The 13,735-nt window shown below is 31.8% G+C and carries 13 protein-coding genes; 10 read left to right on the forward strand and 3 right to left on the reverse strand.

Annotated features, from left to right (window positions below):
• Positions 1-15: 15 nt before the first annotated feature.
• Positions 16-1,116: a DNA alkylation repair protein gene (locus DFR54_RS02575; protein WP_114288790.1), complete on the reverse strand. Its 1,101-nt coding sequence runs from the start codon at positions 1,114-1,116 to the stop codon at positions 16-18.
• 126 nt (positions 1,117-1,242) lie between these two features.
• Here DFR54_RS02575 and DFR54_RS02580 point away from each other — a divergent pair, with 126 nt between their 5' ends.
• Positions 1,243-1,431 (forward strand): hypothetical protein, encoded by a 189-nt coding sequence (locus DFR54_RS02580; protein WP_086341928.1) that lies wholly within the window; start codon positions 1,243-1,245, stop codon positions 1,429-1,431.
• A gap of 51 nt (positions 1,432-1,482) precedes the next feature.
• Here DFR54_RS02580 and DFR54_RS02585 read toward each other — a convergent pair whose 3' ends face one another.
• Entirely contained in the window at positions 1,483-1,794 is a 312-nt protein-coding gene (locus DFR54_RS02585; protein WP_114288791.1) for a hypothetical protein, read from the reverse strand.
• 220 nt (positions 1,795-2,014) lie between these two features.
• Here DFR54_RS02585 and DFR54_RS02590 point away from each other — a divergent pair, with 220 nt between their 5' ends.
• From DFR54_RS02590 to DFR54_RS02605, 4 genes are all read left to right on the forward strand, one after another.
• On the forward strand, positions 2,015-2,605 hold the full coding sequence (locus DFR54_RS02590; protein ID WP_114288792.1) for a P-loop nucleotide/nucleoside kinase family protein: 591 nt from the start codon (positions 2,015-2,017) through the stop codon (positions 2,603-2,605).
• A gap of 65 nt (positions 2,606-2,670) precedes the next feature.
• Positions 2,671-3,309: a GntR family transcriptional regulator gene (locus DFR54_RS02595; RefSeq protein ID WP_086341932.1), complete on the forward strand. Its 639-nt coding sequence runs from the start codon at positions 2,671-2,673 to the stop codon at positions 3,307-3,309.
• A 183-nt stretch (positions 3,310-3,492) separates the two neighbouring features.
• Entirely contained in the window at positions 3,493-4,701 is a 1,209-nt protein-coding gene (locus tag DFR54_RS02600; protein ID WP_114288793.1) for a quaternary amine ABC transporter ATP-binding protein, read from the forward strand.
• Positions 4,694-6,424 carry an ABC transporter permease/substrate binding protein gene (locus tag DFR54_RS02605; protein ID WP_114288794.1) on the forward strand — a complete coding sequence of 577 codons (1,731 nt, stop codon included), beginning with the start codon at positions 4,694-4,696 and terminating at the stop codon, positions 6,422-6,424. The genes DFR54_RS02600 and DFR54_RS02605 overlap by 8 nt, the downstream gene beginning before the upstream one ends.
• 68 nt (positions 6,425-6,492) lie before the next feature.
• Here the strand turns inward: DFR54_RS02605 and DFR54_RS02610 are convergent, their stop codons facing one another.
• Positions 6,493-6,771: a hypothetical protein gene (locus tag DFR54_RS02610; protein ID WP_114288795.1), complete on the reverse strand. Its 279-nt coding sequence runs from the start codon at positions 6,769-6,771 to the stop codon at positions 6,493-6,495.
• 50 nt (positions 6,772-6,821) lie between these two features.
• On the opposite strand from DFR54_RS02610, the gene DFR54_RS02615 reads away from it, so the two are divergent.
• The 5 genes from DFR54_RS02615 (at position 6,822) to DFR54_RS02635 (ending at position 13,735) form a co-directional block, all read left to right on the forward strand.
• Positions 6,822-7,343 (forward strand): GNAT family N-acetyltransferase, encoded by a 522-nt coding sequence (locus DFR54_RS02615; protein WP_114288796.1) that lies wholly within the window; start codon positions 6,822-6,824, stop codon positions 7,341-7,343.
• A gap of 360 nt (positions 7,344-7,703) precedes the next feature.
• On the forward strand, positions 7,704-8,918 hold the full coding sequence (locus DFR54_RS02620; protein ID WP_249033358.1) for an ABC transporter substrate-binding protein: 1,215 nt from the start codon (positions 7,704-7,706) through the stop codon (positions 8,916-8,918).
• 63 nt (positions 8,919-8,981) lie between these two features.
• Positions 8,982-9,932, forward strand: coding sequence for a carbohydrate ABC transporter permease (locus tag DFR54_RS02625; RefSeq protein WP_227259181.1), 951 nt, complete (start codon positions 8,982-8,984; stop codon positions 9,930-9,932).
• Between the two features lies 1 nt (position 9,933).
• A complete protein-coding gene (locus DFR54_RS02630; RefSeq protein WP_086341942.1) occupies positions 9,934-10,755 on the forward strand; it encodes a carbohydrate ABC transporter permease in 822 nt (273 codons plus the stop codon).
• A 31-nt stretch (positions 10,756-10,786) separates the two neighbouring features.
• Positions 10,787-13,735 carry a glycoside hydrolase family 2 TIM barrel-domain containing protein gene (locus DFR54_RS02635; RefSeq protein WP_114288798.1) on the forward strand — a complete coding sequence of 983 codons (2,949 nt, stop codon included), beginning with the start codon at positions 10,787-10,789 and terminating at the stop codon, positions 13,733-13,735.

A 13,735-nucleotide genomic window follows, 5' to 3' on the forward strand; every position in this document is an offset into this window, starting at 1 on the left:
ATCTAAGATTTTAGATTAGTCTTTTTTGTTAAGTATAAAACATGTTTCAGCTAGTTTGAATCCATTTAAAAAGAGATAGATACGGTGCTCTCCGGGATAGTGTTTTCTAGTTGTTAAATCTTTAAAACTAATTTTTTTAGTTCCTGAAAAGGTGTTTTTATCTGTTACTCCATCAGAAATATGAAATTTTTTTAAAGCAAGTTTTCCATTAGCTTTCATATAATCAACCCCATATTCTAGGCGAATCGGAGTGCTTTCTTTAATAGTTGTTTCAATACGATAAGTGAAAAGTAATTCTTCTTCCATAGCTACTTCTGGTTGTGCTGTTTCTAGAGTGCTTGAAATAATACTAAATTCAGTTCCTGGTTCTTTGTAATCAAACAGAGCTAAAGCTTTTGGATAAGCTTGCTTGATTAAACTTCTATTGGCTCTTTTAATTATCCAATCTGTTTCAGTTGATTGATGTTGCCATTCTTTTGAAATAGCAACAACTAAATCAGGATTTTTTTTAGAAAGATCATTTAAGTGATTGGCTACAGATTTTCTAACATATAATGACGGATCATTTTTTAAGTTTTCAAGAATTGGTAGAGAGAAATCGGGAAATTCATCAAATAAATTTAATTTGACACCCCAAGGTAACACAGGACGACTACCCTCAGAAGCTAATCTTCTAACATGCTCATTAGTATCTAAACTCCATTCTAAAAGCAAATCAAAAATAGCTTGATAATCCATTAAAATAAATTCTCTAATAGCAAACTCAGAAGAAGAGTAAGGCGTTAATTGTTTTAAGTAGCCTAATGATAAATCAAAATGTTTTTTATCTAATCCAAATAAACTGACAAAATCTGGTAAAAATAGATAGTTAAAGCCTCTATTTTTTTCATGTAATTTTAAAATAATAGGTAACTGTTCTTCATAGCTTCCTACTAAATAATATTCTAATGTAGTAGCAATTTTTTTCATTCTCTCTCTTAGAGATAAGTCATCCCAAGTACCTGCTAAAATATCTTCTACAAATGAAGTTGTATTGAAACTAGATTGATAAGTAGCTACCTGATTAGCGAAATCAGATAAAAACTCTTTCGTGTAAACAGCTTTTAATTGTGACAAAATGAGTTCCTCCAGTAGGCTTTTTTAATATTATAAGAACAAACGTTCTATGTGTAAAGATAAATTTATTTAAATTTTTTAACATGTTATAATAAAAGGAGAATAAAAAAGAAGAGAGGTATTTTTATGGCAAATGATAATCCTTATATACCTAATCCACCTGTTCCTGTAAATGAGTCAGAAAAAATTGTTGAGAGTGAATTGATTCTAAAAGAAAATTTCAATAAAGAATCACTAAAAGCTCTAAATTCTGGAAATACAGAATTTATTTTACCTGATGAGGTAAAAGTGAAAGAAAAAAAGGAAAAAGAATAAAACAAAAAGCTCTCAGAAAATTTCTGGGAGCTTTTTTTATTAAAGTAATTTTTATAAGTTTTCTAAAAAGCTTTCAGTACTGCTTTTTATTTTTTCGCCTAAGTTATTAATTTTTTTTCGGCCATCTTTTATTTCTGTTACAACTTGACCAATGGCTTCTAATTCACTATCAGATAAATCTTCTACAACGTCTAGCAATTTATCATTTCCACCAAACTTCTCGTTAACAATTTTTTTAGTTTTATAGCGAGTTGCTTCGTGTTCAAATTTTTCAATAATTTTTTCTGAGAAAGTCACAGCAGCATAAACACCAGCTATTGTTGCAATACTAAATCCAATACCAATTTTTGTACTTGTTTTCATAACAATCAGTTCCCATCTATAATTATTTTTTATTATACAAAAATTGTAACATACTAATAAAAAAATGAGTAATGAAAACCTTGTTTTATAAGAAATAGTATTTTGTATTTTATTTTGTTATCGAAATTGAAATATCATTGACAAAGAAAAGGAATATGAGTTAAATTAGTATCTAATTACTTAAAAATAGGTGTTTTGTAAAAAGAAAGGTGGTATGAAAATGTCTTTAATTGTATTGATTGGAGCACAGGCAACAGGTAAGATGACTGTTGGAAAAGAGTTGGAAAAACAAATAGACGGGAAACTTTTATTTAATCATCAGACAATTGATATATTTGCTAATTATTTAGGCTATAATAGCTACACATTTGGACTGTCAGATCAAACAAGGAAAGAACTTTTCAAAGCCTTTGTTTTAAATAAAGGTGAAAATACTACTGAATCAATTATTTTTACAGTGCTAGTTGCTTTTAACCAAGAAGATGATATTCAGTTTTTAAAAGATATTGCCGCTATTTTTAAAGACGCTCAGGAAGATGTTTATTTTGTTGAGTTAGTATCTGATATCAAAATACGTCTAGAAAGAAATAAACATGCAGACCGTTTAGCTGCAAAGCCATCAAAACGTGACCTAGATTTTTCAGAAAATGAACTACTAACAAGTTTTGAGACGCATCAATTAGAGAGTAAAGAAAATCAGTTAAAAGAAACCTTTGAACCACTGGGAATTCAGTGCTTAAAAATAGATAATACAAATCTGTCACCAGTTGAGGTTAGTCAGAAAATTAAATCCCATTTTCAATTAAGCTAAATAGGTTTTGCATTTTAAAATAGTTTTTAGTAGGATGGAATTAATGTGAAAAAGGAGGCCAAAAAATGAGTGAAAAGAAAATCACTAGATTACCTAGATATCAACAAATCGCCATTGAAATTGCAGAAAGAATTGTTGATAATCGCTATCAAGTTGGGGATAAAATTCATGCCAGATCAACTTTAGCGACAACTTTTGGTGTTTCTCCTGAAACGGCACGCAAAGCAGTTAATATTTTAGTGGATTTAAATATTATGGAAGTTAAACATGGCAGTGGTGTTTTTGTAGCATCAAAAAGTAAAGCTGTGACTTACTTAGAGCAATATAAAGATGTGCAGTCTATAGAAGAGATTAAAAATGATTTGTTTAATAGTTTAGCAAGACAGAAACAAGAATTGATGGATTTTACTAAACAAGTTGACCAGTTAGTTTCACAAACCGTTAAATTAAATAAAGTTAATCCTATGCTGCCATCTGAGCTAGTTATTACAGAAGAGGCAGAGCACTTAAACACATCAATATCAGATTTGAATTTATGGCATGAAACTAGTGCTACGGTTATTGCTATTTTGCATAAGGAAGAATTAGTTTTATCTCCAGGGCCGTACGCAGTTTTAAATGCTGGAGACACTGTCTATTTTATTGGGAATGAATTTGCCACACAAAGAATGACGAACTTCTTTTATCCAAATAAAGATCATTAAAGTTGAAGCTAAGATATTTAGTTTCAAGAAAATAAGAAAGAAATCACAGAAATTGCTTTTTGAATTTTTGTGATTTCTTTTTTTGTGGATTAATTTTGACAAAGTGACCACACGATGATAACATAGTGTGGTCACTTATTTTTTCAGAAAATAACAAGAATTTACAAAAAAGGAGCGAATGACATGGTAAAAGTGCAAGTTAAACACCTAACCAAAGTTTTTGGAAAACGAAGTCAGGCCGCTTTGAAAATGGTACAAGAAGGCCGCCCAAAAACGGAAATAGTTGAGAAAACAGGCGCAACAGTTGGGGTTTATGACGCCAACTTTGATGTGAACGAAGGAGAGATCTTCGTTATTATGGGATTATCTGGAAGTGGGAAATCAACTTTAATTCGATTAATTAATCGTTTAATTGAACCAACTTCAGGTGATATATATATTGATGGCAAAGATATTGCCAAAATGGACAAAGATGAGTTAAGAGAAGTTAGACGTCGTAAAATGAGTATGGTATTCCAAAACTTTGGTTTATTCCCTCATCGAACTATTTTAGAAAATACCGAATTTGGATTAGAAGTTCGTGGTGTTTCTAAAGAAGAAAGAACAGCGTTAGCAGAAAAAGCTTTAGAAAACTCTGGCTTAATCGCTTTTAAAGACCAATATCCAGGTCAATTATCTGGTGGTATGCAACAACGTGTTGGTCTAGCAAGAGCTTTAGCCAATGACCCAGAAATTTTATTAATGGATGAAGCCTTCTCAGCTCTTGATCCTCTAATTAGAAGAGAGATGCAAGATGAGTTAATCGATCTTCAAGCAAACGTCCAAAAAACAATTATTTTTATTACTCATGATTTAAATGAGGCATTAAGAATTGGAGATAGAATTGCTCTAATGAAAGATGGTCAAATTATGCAAATCGGAACAGGAGAAGAAATTTTAACAAATCCTGCTAATGATTACGTACGAGAATTTGTGGAAGATGTAGATAGATCAAAAGTGTTAACAGCAAGTAATATTATGGTTCCAGCTCTAACAACGAATATCGAGTTAGATGGTCCAATGGTTGCTTTACAACGTATGAAGACAGAAGAAGTTAGTATGCTTTTAGCTGTTGATAAAAAACGTCAACTAAGAGGGTACATCACAGCTGATGAAGCTCACAGAGCTAGAAAACGAGGTTTATCATTAAAAGAAGTCATGACTGAAGAAATCAATACGATTCCTAAAGATATGCTAGTTAGTGATATCTTCAATGTTATTTATGATTCACCCATGCCTCTTGCAGTTGTTGAAAATGACCGTCTTTTAGGAGTAGTTATTAGAGGACGAGTTATTGAAGCTTTAGCTGGAACGACTGATTTTAATGAAGAGGAGGAAGTTTTAAATGCCTAGTTATTTATTTATAGGTCAATTGCCAGTAGCTGATTGGGTAGAGTCATTAACTGATTGGATGACTAATACATTTGCAGGTCTGTTCTCCTTTATTCAATCAATTGGACAGTCTTTAATGGATGGTATTACAAAGGGCTTATTAGTTGTCCCACCATTATTATTTATTGCCTTAATTACTTTAGCAGCCTATTTTATCTCAAACAGAAAATGGGGATTACCAACATTTACTTTAGTTGGTCTACTCTTTATTTATAATCAAGGATTATGGTCAGATTTAATGAGTACCTTAACGTTGGTATTAATTTCCAGTGTGGTTTCAATTGTAATTGGTGTTCCTTTAGGGATTTTAATGGCTAAAAGTGAAACAGCTCAAAAAATTATTACGCCAATTCTTGATTTTATGCAGACGATGCCAGGTTTTGTGTATTTAATTCCGGCTGTTGCTTTCTTTGGTATTGGAATGGTACCAGGGGTTTTTGCTTCAGTCATCTTTGCTTTACCGCCAACAGTTCGTTTTACTAATTTAGGGATTAGACAAGTACCTACTGAATTAGTAGAAGCGTCGGATTCATTTGGTGGAACAGGTTGGCAAAAATTATTTAAATTAGAATTACCTTTAGCTAAAAGTACAATCTTAGCAGGGATTAACCAAACTACTATGTTGTCACTATCAATGGTAGTAACAGCCTCAATGATTGGTGCTCCTGGTTTAGGTCGTGGAGTTTTATCAGCCTTACAAAGAGCTCAAGTAGGAAATGGTTTTGTAAACGGGGTAGCATTAGTTATCTTAGCTATTATTGTTGACCGATTTACTCAATATATTAACAAACCAAAAGAATTAAAAGAAAAAGAAGTTAGTAAAGTAAGTCCAAAGAAAAAAATAATTGGTATCACATCAATTGTTTTATTAATCTTTGGTGGCTTAGGAATTAGTTCTTTACTTTCAAAAGAAGAAAGTAAAGGAGTTGTTAACTTAGCTTACGTTGAATGGGATTCAGAAGTAGCCTCAACAAATGTTGTGGCAGAAGTATTACGTCAAATGGGTTATAAAGTAAATACAACACCCTTAGATAATGCCATTATGTGGGAATCTGTTTCTAGTGGTGAATCTGACGCCATGGTGTCAGCGTGGTTACCAAAAACTCATGAGTCACAATTAAATCAATATAAATCATCTATAGAGCCTTTAGGTGTCAACTTGGAAGGTGCTAAATTAGGATTTGTTGTACCAAGCTATATGGATGTTAATAGTATTGAAGACTTAACAGATGAAGCAGGTAAAGTAATTACAGGAATTGAACCAGGTGCTGGTACAATGACTTTAGCTGAAGATACATTAAAAGCATATCCAAATTTAAATGATTGGCAACTTCAATCATCATCATCAGGAGCAATGGTTGTTGCCCTTGATCAAGCAATAAAAAATAAAGAACCAATCGTTGTTACAGGATGGTCACCTCACTGGAAGTTCTCAAAATATGATTTGAAATATTTAGAAGACCCTAAAAAAACAATGGGTGAGGCTGAAACAATTCAAACAATGGCACGTACTGGCTTGAAAGATGATATGCCAGAAGTTTATCATGTTCTAGATAACTTTAAGTGGACAGTAGATGACATTGAGTCAGTTATGCTAGATATAAATGATGGTAAAACACCAGAAGAAGCAGCTAAAATCTGGATTGAAGCCAATCAAGAAACTGTTTCCAAATGGAAAAAATGAAAATGAAAGAGACTTGGAAAAAAACCAGGTCTCTTTTGTTTTTTTATGCATATATGTTTCGATGATTATTAGTTTTTTCTAGGAAGCCTAGTAGCTAAAAAGTTTAGTAATAAGTGAATCATCCCTGCTTGATGAGGGGCAGCTGAATCCTGTAATTGAGCCATTTCAAGTGTGATTGGCAGCTTAGCTCTTTCCTGAATCCAACCATTTTTGTATCCTGTAAATGTAATAATATTGGATTTTTCTTTTGTAAATGGTTCAAAGAATAGTTTGATAGAATTGTTATCACCTTTACTAGAAAAGATAGAAGTAAAATCGATAGGGTTGTGATTAATTAAAATAATCACTATGCTATAATTGAACCACTATTTGAAATGAAAAAGGTGACGAGATTAAAATGATTAGAGAAATAACTGTAAATGATTATAAAACTGTTGAAAAACTTATTGTTGAAGCTTTTTCAGGTAGTGAATATGGTTACCAAAATGAAGCTGAGCTAGTAGAGAAAATCAGAGTAGAGGACACCTATTTAAAAGAATTAGAGCTAGTTGAAGTTATTGAGGATAACATAGTCGGACACGCTTTACTTAGTCAAGCAGTGATTCAAAATGAAACAAAAGAAGTTATTAACAAAGGTTTAGTATTAGCACAAGTATCTGTGTTACCTACTCATCAAGGAAAAGGTATCGGTAGCAAGTTAATAAAAGTTTTGGAAGAAAAAGTCGCTAATCAGTATTCATTTATTAGTATCTTAGGGAGTCCTTCTTACTATAGTCGATTTGGTTACGAAGAAGCTGCTTATTTTGGCATTAAAGCTCCTTTTGAAGTTCCTAGTGAGTATTTTTTGATAAAAGAGATGACAAAAGGTGGCTTAGAATCTAGCCAAGGAGTACTAATGTATAGTGCAGCGTTTAATTAAATAATTGAATAGTTAAAAAAGATAAACATTTTTGTTTATCTTTTTTTATTTACTAAATTATTTTCAATATTAAAGAAGATAATATGAAAAAATATAAGGAAATAGTGAAAAATATAAGTTTGTATTACCTTAATCGTTGATATAGGTACTTTTTTAGTGAACAAACACAATTAAAAAAAGTGGATTTTTTATAACAAATAAATTCAATAAATCCTTTTATTCTCAGTGGTTAAAACTTTATTTGATATTTAATTTAGTAAAATTATTACATAAAACGTTTACATTTACTAAAACGTATCGTATGATAGGTAAAAATAAACAAAAAGGAGTTTTAACATGAAAAGAAGGAATATGTTATTGATGTCGGTAGTGTTATTAACAGGTTTATTTATTACTGGTTGTTCAAATGGTGAAAAGAGTTCTGGTAAGGATGATGGTAAGGTTAATATTCGATTTTCAACTTGGGATAGTGAAAAAGATTTAGATAACCAACAAAAATTAGTTGATAAATTTAATGAGTCTCAAGATAAAATAAATGTCACTTTAGAAGCTTATGGTGGTGAGTATGATACTAAAATTTCTGCAGGTATTGGTGCAGGAGACGCACCGGATGTTATGTATATGTGGAATTTCCCACATTATAAAGATGCCTTAGAACCTTTAGATACATTGATTGAAAATGAAGGTGCTGAATATAAAGGTAATTTTTATGAAACCTTATGGAATTACAATTCTATAGATGGCAAAACTTATGGTATTCCAATCGGATTTACAACTCATGCAGTTTATTATAATAAAGATTTATTTGATGCTAAAAAAATAGATTACCCAAAAGAGGGCTGGACGTGGGATGATTTAGAAAAAATGGCAGAAAAAATTACTGATTCAAATACAGGAGATACTGGTTTTGCTTTACCTGGTAAACCTGATCCTTATGACTTTGAAATGTTTGCCTGGGGAAATAAGGGAAGCTTTACTGATGACAAAGGGAAATTGGCAGGTCAATTAGATAGTAAACAAACGATTGAAGTATTTGATAGCTTCCAAAAAATGTTGAAGAATGAATCAGCGATTGCCACAGAAGGTAGCGGAACAACAGAAATGGAATCAGGTAAAGTTGGAATGTATGTATACGGTTCTTGGGGACTAAACACGTTAAAAGATGCGGGAATCAATTACGGTTTAGCAGAGATACCAAGTCGTAACGGAAATGAAGGTGCAAGTATCTTGAGTTCTTCAGGATTAGCGATTTCTAAAGACTCTAAAAATAAAGAAGCCGCTTTTGAATTTATTAAGTTTTGGACAAATGAAGAAGCAAACGAATATCGTTTAGAGTATGAATTACCTGTTCTAAAATCAGTAGTGGATAAACATGATTTAGAAAATGATGAATTCAAAGGTGTGTTTTATAAAATGCTACAAAAGAGCGACAAGTTTACACCAAGTTCATTTAAAGCAGAAGGTTGGAGTGATATTTCATCAGACTTATCATTGTCCTTTGAAAGAATCTTCAATCCAAGTACACTAGAAAACCCAGAAACAGTTTTAAAAGAAGTTACAAATAAATATAAATAAGAAAAAATAGAGTAGTGGGACGGGATATTTCACTACTCTTTAAACTATTGGAGGTTGAAACGAGTGGAATCAGGACAAAAGATTGCGCCCAAGAAAAAAAGAGACTTAAAAAAATGGGCACCTTACTTATTTATTTCCCCTTGGATTATAGGGTTCTTAGCCTTTACCTTAGGACCTTTAGTGTTTTCGTTGTTTATGAGTTTACATGATTGGCCAGTAACAAGAGAACCAGTTTTTGTTGGTTTTCAAAATTATATAAATATGTTTACTAAAGACCCACAATTTTATAAATCAATTATTCTAACCTTTAAATTTGCGCTTATTTTTGTACCTTTAAATATGATTATTGCCTTAATTTTAGCCATGCTTTTAACACAACATGTTAAGGGTGTTAAAATTTTTAGAACAATTTTTTATTTGCCTTCTGTTATTTCAGGAGTAGCAATTTCTATTATTTGGGGTTGGATATTTAATACTAAGTATGGAATTCTAAATTACCTGTTGAAATTAATAGGTGTTGAGGGACCTAAATGGTTAGTTGATCCTAAGTGGGCAATTATCGCAGTAGTAGTAGCTAGTGCTTGGGGTGTTGGTTCAATGATGTTGATTTTCTATACAAATATTAAAAGTATTCCTCAAGATTATTACGAGGCAGCAGTTATTGATGGGGCTTCTCCATTGAAACAATTTTTTTCAATTACCATTCCGATTATTACGCCAACAATTTTATTTAATTTAATTACGTCAACTATTACTGCCTTGCAGCAGTTAACATTGGTTATTTTATTAACAAAAGGCGGACCGCTTAAATCTACCTATTTTTACGGATTATATGTATTTGAAAATGCCTTTAAACATCAACGCCTAGGATATGCAAGTGCTAATGCTTGGATTATGTTCTTAGTTATTTTGGCTCTAACTGCTATTATTTTTAAATCATCAGATGCATGGGTATTTTATGAAGCAGAAGTGAAGAGTCAAAGTAAGAAGAAGAAAAAGAAAGGAAAGAAATAATATGAAACTATCAAAAAGTCATAAAATGTTAACGTATCTATGTTTAATATTGTTTTCAGCTTATTTCATGGCACCTTTTCTTTGGATGCTTATTACAGCGTTAAAATCCCCTGCGGAAGTTAATAGCTATCCTCCAACTTTTGTTCCAAGAGCTGCTCAATGGAAAAACTTTGCAGATGCTTGGAATTCACAACCCTTTGGTATTTATTTTAAAAACTCTATTTTAGTTACAGTTCTGACAACTATTGGACAGGTCATCTCTTGTTCATTAATTGCTTTTGGCTTTGCTAGATATGATTTTAAATTTAAAAACTTTTTATTTATGTTGTTACTTGCTTCTATGATGTTACCTTGGGACGTAACAATGATTCCTCAGTATATGTTATTCAATAAAATTCATTGGATTAATACCTTAAAACCTTTAATTGTACCAGCGTTTTTTGGTTCTCCATATTATATTTTCTTATTGAGACAATTTTTAATGAATATTCCAACAGATATTGAAAACGCAGCTCGAATTGATGGGGCTAATGATTTTCAAATTTATGCTCGTATTTTCTTTCCAATCATGAAAGCACCATTGTTTTTAATTGGGATTTTAAATATGTTAACGGTTTGGAATGATTATCTAGGACCATTAATTTTCTTACAAGATAGAAGTAAATATACATTAGCACTAGGTTTGGCTTCTTTTAAAGGTGTGAATGATTTAAATATTATACCAATTATGTGTATCACTATTTTAATGATTATTCCACCTGTTATTGCGTTCTTCTTTGCTCAAAAATACATTATTGAAGGCGTTAGTGGAGCAGTTAAATAATATATTATATCGTGAAAGTAGGTAATTTGTGATGAGAGAAATGAAGACATGGGAAAATCCAAATATACTTGGAGAAAATAAATTAACCCCATCTACTTCCTTTAATCGATTTGACAATTTAGATAAGGCTTTTTTTAATAATAATGATAAGAAAAAGGGATTTCTTAATTTAAATGGGGACTGGCATTTTGAGTTGTATCCTTACCCAGAATTAGTGTCGAAAAATATCACTGAATTAGCTAGTCGTATGAAAGATAACCCACTGATTCCAGTACCTTCAACTTGGCAGACTCAAGGATATGATCATATGCACTATACAGATGTTTTATATCCGATTCCTATTAATCCGCCTTTTGTTCCAACTGAGAATCCAACTGGTGTTTATTACAGAGAGTTTTCTTACGATGTGAAAGAAGGAAAAAAAGTTCACCTATTATTTGAGGGAGTAAGTTCTTATTATGAATGCTTTATTAATGGTGAGTTTGTAGGTTCTAATAAAGGTAGTCGTATGGAAACTGTTTTTGATGTAACCTCATTCTTAAAAGAGGACAATGATATTATTGTAAAAGTTTTAAAATGGTCTGATGGTACATATTTAGAAGATCAAGATATGTGGTGGTTGTCAGGAATATTTAGAGACGTCAGTTTGTATGAAGTTTCTGTTGATGATGTGGAAGATATTCGTATTGAAACTTTAGCAGATGAAAAATATGAAAATTTCACCTTATCTGTCTCTTTAAAAAACACCAATAATTTATTAGTAAAAGGAACTCTCTATGAAGGCCAAACGCCTATGATAGAGCTTAATCAATTTGAAAATAATCAAAGTCAAACGTTAATAGAATCTCCTAAAAAGTGGAATGCTGAGACACCTCACTTATACACTTTAATATTAGAAGTGATTGGGCAAAATACAACAGAATATATTCCTTTTAAAGTTGGTTTCAGAACAGTTGAAATAAAAGATAATCAGTTAAAAGTTAATGGAGAAACTATTTTTATTAATGGTGTTAACCGACATGATTTTATGCCAACAGGTGGAATGACCACTACTTTAGAAATTATGGAAGATGACATTCGTTTAATGAAAAAACATAACATGAATGCTGTAAGAACATCACATTATCCAAGTAAAAAAGAATTTTATGATTTATGTGATAAATATGGTTTATATGTTATTGACGAGGCTGATTTAGAATGTCACGGATTTGAAAATACTGGTGATTATAACTGGATTAGTGATAATTCTAAATGGACGAAAGCATATGTTGATAGAGGCGTTCGAATGGTGCAACGTGATTTTAACCACCCATCTATTATTATGTGGTCACTAGGTAATGAGTCAGGAGCAGGTCAAAATTTTGCTGAGATGTATCAAGCTATTAAGAAAATAGATACTCGTCCAATTCACTATGAGGGAGACCGTCAAGTTGCTTATAGTGATGTTTACTCAACTATGTATTCACGTCTAGAGAATCTGATAAAAATCGGAAGAGATACTGAGGGACAAAAACCTCATATCCACTGTGAATATGGGCATGCTATGGGAAATGGCCCTGGTGGTTTGAGAGAGTATCAAGAAGTGATGCGTCGCTATGATCGTTTGCAAGGTGGGTTTATTTGGGAATGGTATGATCATGGTATCCAAAAAGAAAGAAATGGAGGAGTTACTTATTTTTATGGCGGTGACTATGGGGATACGCCGAATAATAGTAATTTCTGTATTGATGGTTTGTTAATGCCAAATCGAGTTCCTTCACCGGCCATGGCTGAGTATAAGCAAATTATTGCTCCTGTTGAAGTAGATTATCATGATGGTATTTTAAATATTAAAAACTTGTATGATTTCGCTGATTTAGAAGGTGTAAAACTGACTTATCAATTTGTGTCTGGACAAGAAAATTTAATTCAAGAAGAGTTAATTCTCCCGTCTATTCCTCCGCAAACTAATCAAGATATAGAAATAAAACTGCCTGAATTAGTAGGTAATGCCGATATTTATTTAAATATCCAATTTACTAAAGAAATTCCTCAAATTGGAAAAGTTGAAATTTCTCATAATCAATTTTTAGTCAAAAAAATAATAGCAACTAAAGAATTAAGTGCTCAAGTAGAGTTGAAAGTGGAGAAAGCATATCCAAAGGTAGTTGTGCATTCAGGAGAAAGAGAGTTTATCTTTAATGAGATTACTGGAAAATTAGAATCAATTGTTGAAGCTGGTAAAGAATTATTAAAATCTGGTTTTGATTTTACATTATGGAGAGCTCCGATTGATAATGATATGTACAAAGTTGATGCGTGGAAAGAAACCTACTTCTTACATCAAGTTGTGGAGCAATTAGAAAGCTTTGAAATAGTAGAAAAAATAAATTCAATAGAAATCAAAGTAGTACAATACGCAAGTTCAACTAATCAAAACTGGGGATACAGAATTGAAGAAAAATTTGTATTTGAGTCTGATGGTTGCTTGAAGGTTACTTTCAAAGGAGAAACCAAATTAAGAGGCGATAGTGTTCCTGAAATGTTACCAAGAATTGGTTTTGATTTAGTTTTTGATAACTCTTTTGAAGCGGTTAGTTGGTATGGTAATGGTCCTGGAGAAAGTTACCGTGATAGTTATGCGGCTAGTTATATGGGTATTTTCAATAAAAAAGTAGAGGAAATGCATACAGATTATATTTATCCTCAAGAAAACGGAGCTAGAACAGAGGTTAATTGGAGTGAATTAACGTCATTAACGGGGAAAAAAGTTCGTTTTGATTTTGATACACCTGTAACTTTTACAAGTCATGATTACTCAAGAATGCAGTTAGAGAAAGCGAAACACACGGATGAGTTAGAACGAGGTGGAGATACTTTTGTGACTATTGATGCTATTCATTCAGGTTTAGGTAGCAATAGCTGTGGACAAGAACAATACGAAAAAGATAAAGCGAAATTTGAAGATTTTGAATTATCTTTTGTTATGACATTTGAATAG

It is taken from the genome of Vagococcus fluvialis (genome assembly GCF_003337315.1).
GTDB classification, from domain to species: Bacteria; Bacillota; Bacilli; order Lactobacillales; family Vagococcaceae; genus Vagococcus; species Vagococcus fluvialis.